Below are 6561 nucleotides of genomic sequence, written 5' to 3'. Positions count from 1 at the left end.
GAGTGTTGACGTAAATCGACGATGTCGATGACACTCTCTTCGACCCGGATCCCCTCAAGCGGCGTGCAGGCCAGCCGGACTGCTGGTTGGCGCTGGTACGGCGAGGATTGGAGTGCAGGTGATCAGGTTCAGACGTGTGGCAGCGCTTGCCATGGCCGCGGTTGCTGGTGCCGCGGCGGTGATGCTGGCGCCGCCCGTTGCTCAGGCGGGGCCGTCGCTGGAGATCGGTGCGGGTTTCCTGTCGGTGGGGCTGAGTGAGACAGGCCGGGTGACCAGCCTGGTGGATGTGCGGTCCGGGTTTGACTATGTGGCGGCGGGTAAGTCGGTGCCGCTGGTCAGCGTGGTGGCCGACGGGCAGCAGGCGGTGCCGACCGACGTGGAGTTCTCGCCGCGGGACAAGGTGCTGACGTTCCGCACCGACAAGGCAACAGTCAAGGTGAAGGTCGTCAACTACCCGACGTACTCGACGCTTGAGGTGGTCGGGTTGGACCCCGCGCCGGGCGCGGACGTGCAGACGCTGCTGTGGGGGCCGGTGCCGACGAAGGTCACCCAGACCGTGGGTGAGAGCGTCGGCGTGGTCCGCAACAACAATTTCGCGTTCGGGCTGCGCCCGCTCAACGACAAGACCGTGGGGTCCTGGCCGAACGAATACCTCGCCTACGGGTTCGGCCCGGACATCAACAGCAACCCCTACAGCCTGCAGGTGGCTCCGCACGTGGAATACAGCGCGGCGGAGAAGACCACGTGGGGCAGCATCCTGCGCGCCTACACCTATGACTACAGCAGGGCCCGGACGCGGCAGCGTGACACCGGATTCGAGATTCCGGTCGGCCCGCTGGCGGGGCCGGAGGGCCGGATTGTCGGGTCGAAGGTCGCGCTGTTCGGCAGTGCGCCGGATCTCGCGCTCAGTGTGCTCAGCGAGATCGCGCAGGGCCAGGGCCTGCCCTATCCGACCATCAACGGGCAGTGGCAAAAGGCCACTCAGGACTCCTCGCAGTCGTTCCTCGTGCTCAACGACCTCAACACCGGCAACTTCGACGCCGCCGTCACGTTCGCCAAGCAGGCCGGGCTGGGGACCGTCTACGCGCTCGGTGGGAATGGTCCGTGGAAGTCGCACGGCCACTACCAGTTCAACAGCTCGTTCGGCGGGTCGGACGAGGCCGCGACCAAGTTGGTGGCCAAAGCCGCCGCCGAGGGGGTCGAGGTGGGGGTGCACACACTGTCCGACTTCATCGACGCCCACGATCCCTACGTGCAGCCAGCTCCGGCCGACAAGCGGCTGGCGGTGGGGGTCAGCGTCAAGCTGACCCGCCCGCTCGGTCAGGACGACACCAAGCTGTACGTGGACGCCGAGCGCCCGCTGGGAGGCGGCGCCGGCTACGGCAAGCGGCTGCGGATCGGGGACGAGTTCATCACCTACGGCGCGGTGACCAAGGTCAGCGACACCGAGTGGGAGGTCAGCGGCCTGAAGCGGGCGGAGTGGGGATCCGCCGCCAAGTCCTACCCGGCCGGCACCAGCGCCGCCCAGGTCATCGTGAACCAGTACGGCGGGGGAACCGGCGACCTGCCGATCATCGACGAGATCGCCACCCGGCTCGCCACCGCCTTCAACACCACCGGCATCACGTCGATGTCCTACGACGGCTTGGAGTCGGCATCTGAGAGCGGCTGGGGCCCGCACGGCTTCGCGCGTCTGGTCAACGGCGTCTACCGGCAACTGGACGCCAAGGACGGGTTCATCACCGAAGCCAGCCGCCTGTCGTCCAACACCTGGGATGCGCAGTCCCGGGTCAGCTGGGGCGAGATCGGCTCCACCTCCTACGGTCAGGTCGTCAAGAACAACGTCTTCTACCGGGCCAACTTCATGCCCCCGATGATGGGCTGGCTGCGGCTGAACGGAAACGCTAGTCAGCTGAGCATCGAGTCGACCATGGCCCACGCCGCCGCGCTCGACGCCGGCATCGGGTTCCAGACCAACGTGTCGAACCTGGCCTCGGGGTCCAACACGGCCACGGTCCTCGAGATGGTCAGGATGTGGGAGTCCGCGCGGACCAGCGGCGCCTTCACGGCCGAACAGAAGAAGGTGATGGTCGACGCCGACACGTACTGGCATCTGGAGGAGGTCACGCCCGGCCAGGAGTGGTCGTTGCAGCAGTTGGACGCGGCCGGCAAGCCCGTCGGCGAGCCGCAGGCGGCCAAGGCCCCCACCCCCGGTTTCGCTACTCCGGCGCCGCCGACCGCCCAGATCGGCAAGCTGTACGAGTTCAAGGCGACCTCCAGCACTCCTAAGACGATCCGCTACGAGATCACCTCGGGGGCGCTGCCGGACGGGCTGACCCTGAAAAAGGACACCGGCGCTATCACCGGCATCCCTACTCGCCTGGGTGGCACGGAGTTCACCATCACGGCCCGCAACGGCGGGACCATTCCGGACGCGTCGATCACCTACCCGCTTACGGTCGCCCCCGTCCCGGTGCCGCCGCAGGTCGTCCTCACCGTCAACGCCGACCGCGACGTGGTCGTCCGTGGGGAGTCGGTCGACGTGTCGGTCTCCGTGCGCAACGACGGCCCCCATCCGTTGTCGGGTGTGCTGTCGCTGGCCGGGCCGGACAAGGTGCGGGTGGATCCGGACACGGCGGAGTTTTCCGACCTCAAGCCCGGCGAAGCGGTGGTTCGCTCGTTCAAGGTCAACGTCCGATCCGACATCGCGGCCGGCCAGGTCGTGCTCACGGCCTCCGCTCAGGTGACCGGAAAACCGGTGGCGCCGGTTCAGGTCTCGCTGACGGTGCCGCGGGAGAACTTTGCCCTGGGCAAGCCCACGCAGCAGTCCACCACCGCCTACGAGGGAGTGTCTTCCCGCGCCGTCGACGGCAACACCGACGGGGCGTGGGGCAGCGGCTCGGTGACCCACACCGATTATCAGAGCCAGCCGTGGTGGGAGGTGGATCTGGGCAGTTCCCGGAGCATCGGGGAGGTCGCGGTGTGGAACCGCACCGACTGCTGCGCCGCTCGGCTAACCGACTTCTACGTCCTGGTGTCGGAGTCCCCATTCACCAGCGGCTCACTGGAGACGACCCTGCAACAGCCGGGCGTGCACGCCTTCCGCCACACCGGAACCGCCGGCTCGCCAAGCCGGATCGACGTGGGCGCGTCCGGCCGCTACGTGCGGGTGCAACTCACCTCCACCAACAACACCCCCCTGTCACTGGCCGAGGTTCAGGTGCTTGAGCCGCTGGGCTGACCCCACGGCACCCATACATAGGAGGAGATAACAGCAATGGAGACGACATCGCGTCAGTGGCGCGCGATCGGGAAAGCGGTCGCGGCTCTGCTGATGCTGCCGTTGACCATGACAGCGTGCGGTGGCACCGACGACGGCAAGTCCGGCGGCCCCGCCAAGCTGGAGTTCTGGGGCTGGGCACCCGGCTACGACAAGTCGGTCGAGCTGTTCAACGCCAACCACAAGGACATCCAGGTCACGTTCAACAAGCTGCCCTCCGGCGGCTCGGGCGGGTACGACAAGATGTTCTCGGCGGTGAAGGCCGGCAACGCCCCCTGCCTGGCGCAGGTCGGCTTCGAGTCGGTGCCCACCTTCCTGCTCGAGGGCGCGTTGGAGGACGTCACCGAGGAGGCCAGCGGCGCCAAGGGCCAGTTCGTCGGATGGACGTGGAACCAGGTCAGTGTTGCCGGTAGAACGTACGGCATCCCGGTCGACACGGGCCCGACGGCCATGTACTACCGCAAGGACGTCTTCGAGAAGTACGGCATCGCCGTGCCGACGACCTGGGAGGAGTACGCCAAGGCGGCCGAAAAGTTGCACCAAGCCGACCCGAAGGCGTACATCGTGAACCTGCGGGCCACGGATTTCACTGGCCTGGCCTGGCAGAACGGTGCCAAGTGGTTCGGCACCGAGGGTGACGCGTGGAAGGTCACCATCAACGGGCCGCAGACCAAGCAGGTCGCCGACTACTGGCAGGGCCTCATTGACAAGAAGCTGGTGAACACCACTGATCAGGGTGCCGCTTGGTGGAGTTCGCTGCAGTCCGGCACCGTCGCCACCGCGATCGGCGCGGTGTGGCTGCACCCGCTGATCGCGGAGAACGCGCCAGGAGCCAAGGGCAAGTTCGCCGTCGCGCCGATGCCGCAGTGGGCGGCGGGCGACAAGAAGTTCGGCAACGAGGGCGGATCCAGCACGGCCGTGCTGAAGGGGTGCAAGAACAAGAAGGCAGCGGTCGAGTTCGCGACCTGGATGAGCACCAACCCCGACAGCCTGAAGAACCTGATCAAGGTGACCGGTATCTACCCGGCCGCCACCGCCGGCCTCGAACTGCCTGAGGTGAACACGGGGGTCGACTACTACGGCGGGCAGAACATCTTCACGGTGTTCGCCGAGGCGGCGGAAAACACCGACACGAACTGGCAGTGGGGCCCCACACACTCGCAGATGGGTGCCGACATGGGGGAGGAGTTCGGCAACGCGTACGCCGGCAAGAACACACTGTCCGGCGCGTTGGACGTCACGCAGGACAAGACTCTGGCGGCGATGAAGTCGAAGGGCCTGAAGGTCAACGGATGACCGGCCACCTCAAGCCCACGCCGGGACCGGTCGTGTCCCCTCCGGCACCGTCCGGGGGTGACGGCCGGTCCCGGCCCACCAACACCGCGGGCGATGCCGGCCGGCGGCCGGCCGGCCGCCGGCCCGCTCGCAGCAAGCTCGCCAGCCGGCGCAACCGGTCCGCCGGTCTGCTGCTCGCGCCGTTCGCCATGCTGTTCGTCGCCGTGTTCGTGATCCCTATCGGGTACGCCGTGTATCAGAGCCTGTTCCGGGTGCGGCGCTCCGGCCTCGGCCTGGGCCCACCCGAGACCGTGTTCGCCGGCCTGGACAACTACACGCGGGTGTTCGCCGACAACTCGTTCCTCACCAGCGTGGGTCGGGTGGTCGTGTTCGGCCTGGTCCAGGTGCCGGTGATGCTCGGACTGGCCCTGCTGCTCGCGCTGCTGCTGGACTCCCAGGTCGTGCGGCTCGGCCGGTTCTTCCGCCTGGCGTACTTCCTGCCGTTCGCGATCCCGGGTGTGATCGCGGCGGTCCTGTGGTCCTTCCTCTACGTGCCCGGGATCAGCCCGCTGGTCGATCTCGGCGGAAGGGCCGGCGTCGAGGTCGACTTCCTGTCCGCCGACACGATCCTGTTGTCGATCGGCAACATCGTGACCTGGTCCTGGGCGGGATACAACATGCTGATCCTCTACACGGCACTGCGGTCCATCCCTCGGGAGCTGTTCGAGGCGGCGGAGGTCGACGGTTGCTCCGGCTTCCGGATCGCCTGGCACATCAAGCTGCCCCTGCTGCGCCCGGCGCTGACCCTGACCGGGGTGTTCTCCATCATCGGCACGCTGCAGCTGTTCGGCGAGCCAATGGTGTTGCGGACCATGTCCTCGGCGATCAGTAACAGCTACACCCCGGTGATGCTCTCCTACCAGGCGGCGTTCGGCCTCAACGACTACAACTTCGCCGCCGCCATCTCGGTGGTTCTCGCCCTCGCGACGTTCGTCCTGTCGTACGGCTTCCTGCGCCTGAGCACACGAGGATCCACATGAGCAGCAGACAATCCGCAACCGATCCCCACAGGTCCCGGCCGCAACGGGCGCTCCGGTCCGGCCGCCGCGGCTCGCCCGCCGCGCAACTGAGCACCATGGTGCTGTTGCTCGCCGTCGCCGGTTACTTCCTGCTGCCGGTCTGGTGGCTGGTCGTGTCGGCTACGAAGTCCAGCGGCGACCTTTTCGGCACCAATGGTTTCTGGTTCGGGTCGAACCTGCACGTCGCCGACAACGTCACCAAGCTGTTCCAGCACAGCGACGGCGCCTTTTCCCGCTGGATCCTCAACAGTGTGCTGTACGCCGGTGGCGGCGCCCTGGCCGCCACCCTCATCGCCACCATGGCGGGGTACGCCCTGGCGAAGTATCCGTTCCGGGGTCGGGAGGGCGTCTTCGCGGTGATCATCGGCGCGGTGCTGATCCCACCACCGCTGCTCGCCCTGCCCCTGTACCTGCTCGCCTCGGCCGCCGGCGTCGTCGACACCTACTGGTCGGTGCTGATCCCGAGCGTCGTCACCCCGTTCGGGGTCTATCTCGCCCGGGTGTACGCCGCGGCCTCCGTACCTGACGAGCTGATTGACGCCGCCCGGGTGGACGGCGCGGGTGAGCTACGGATCTTCTTCACCGTCGCGCTGCGGCTGATGACTCCCGCTCTGGTCACCATCTGCCTGTTCCAGTTTGTCGGCATCTGGAACAACTTCTTCCTGCCGCTGATGATGCTCGCCGACGACAAGCTCTGGCCGCTCACACTCGGTCTCTACTTCTGGAACAGCCAGCTGCGGGACCAGCCCTGGTACGACATCGTGATCACCGGCTCGCTGATTTCGGTGGTCCCGCTCGTGGTCGCGTTCCTTGCGCTGCAACGCTATTGGCGCTCGGGTCTGTCGGCCGGAAGCATCAAAGCCTGACCGTCTGGAGCCGGACGCCCTGCTCCATCCCCGACCGGGCGCGCGCTGCGCCCGGGCCCGT

General features: G+C 67.3%; 4 protein-coding genes. All 4 read left to right on the top strand.

Features of this window, described 5'->3' with window-relative positions:
* Nucleotides 1–136 precede the first annotated feature (136 nt).
* Genes FXF52_RS26890 through FXF52_RS26875 form a run of 4 tightly spaced genes read left to right on the top strand, consistent with a single transcriptional unit; the run spans nucleotide 137 to nucleotide 6500 of the window.
* On the top strand, nucleotides 137–3241 hold the full coding sequence (locus tag FXF52_RS26890; RefSeq protein ID WP_148801120.1) for a discoidin domain-containing protein: 3105 nt from the start codon (nucleotides 137–139) through the stop codon (nucleotides 3239–3241).
* Nucleotides 3242–3277: 36 nt separating this feature from the next.
* Nucleotides 3278–4576 (top strand): ABC transporter substrate-binding protein, encoded by a 1299-nt coding sequence (locus FXF52_RS26885; RefSeq protein WP_222870696.1) that lies wholly within the window; start codon nucleotides 3278–3280, stop codon nucleotides 4574–4576.
* A complete protein-coding gene (locus FXF52_RS26880) occupies nucleotides 4573–5595 on the top strand; it encodes a carbohydrate ABC transporter permease (protein WP_255472386.1) in 1023 nt (340 codons plus the stop codon). Before FXF52_RS26885 ends, FXF52_RS26880 begins: the two co-directional genes overlap by 4 nt.
* Entirely contained in the window at nucleotides 5592–6500 is a 909-nt protein-coding gene (locus tag FXF52_RS26875) for a carbohydrate ABC transporter permease (protein ID WP_148801119.1), read from the top strand. The genes FXF52_RS26880 and FXF52_RS26875 overlap by 4 nt, the downstream gene beginning before the upstream one ends.
* The last annotated feature ends 61 nt before the right edge of the window (nucleotides 6501–6561 follow it).

The organism is Micromonospora sp. MP36, assembly GCF_008119785.1.
Classification (GTDB): domain Bacteria; phylum Actinomycetota; class Actinomycetes; order Mycobacteriales; family Micromonosporaceae; genus Micromonospora.
This window is presented reverse-complemented; position numbering and strand designations above follow the sequence as displayed.

Excerpts from the sequence above, each read along its gene's own strand:
- FXF52_RS26885 (WP_222870696.1), top strand. The coding sequence starts at position 3,278 with ATGGAGACGACATCGCGTCAGTGGCGCGCGATCGGGAAAGCGGTCGCG.
- FXF52_RS26880 (WP_255472386.1), top strand. The coding sequence starts at position 4,573 with ATGACCGGCCACCTCAAGCCCACGCCGGGACCGGTCGTGTCCCCTCCG.
- FXF52_RS26875 (WP_148801119.1), top strand. The coding sequence starts at position 5,592 with ATGAGCAGCAGACAATCCGCAACCGATCCCCACAGGTCCCGGCCGCAA.